Source organism: Gluconobacter sp. P1D12_c (genome assembly GCF_018812105.1).
Lineage (GTDB): Bacteria > Pseudomonadota > Alphaproteobacteria > Acetobacterales > Acetobacteraceae > Gluconobacter > Gluconobacter oxydans_A.
Genome location: NZ_JACSIQ010000721.1, coordinates 1 through 389 on the forward strand (window position 1 = coordinate 1; position 389 = coordinate 389).

Annotated in this window: 1 protein-coding gene; it reads left to right on the forward strand. The window is 45.2% G+C overall.

Features of this window, described 5'->3' with window-relative positions:
• The coding region (locus KP705_RS18905; protein WP_215765422.1) for a hypothetical protein at positions 1-389 on the forward strand (389 nt) is incomplete at both ends.

The window sequence follows — 389 nt, forward strand, 5'->3', positions numbered from 1 at the left end:
CTATAATGAGACACTCAATACGCGACTGATACAGAGGTACGGATCGTTTAAGGAGTTCAAGGGGTCTCTTAATGATGAGAGGCTTCGCATCGTTCGAGATCAGTCTGATGGATCTCTGAAGATGATGAAGAAGCGTGTCATCAATGATGCTGAGCTTTTCACGAAGCGTGATGAAGGCGAAGCCACGATAGGTGTCCCTAAATCATTGGATATGTTCGGGCCCGATATTGCTATGGCTCTCTGTGTTGAGCCTTCTCTTGATGGTCGTGTCATCGTTGGTGATGAAATAAAATTCGAGCAGATGKAKAATAAGATTGTTGGGCTGATGCTCCCGCATCATGCTTTCTATAACGTCTCTGAACCCTGTCTTATGGTCCAGAATTATACGC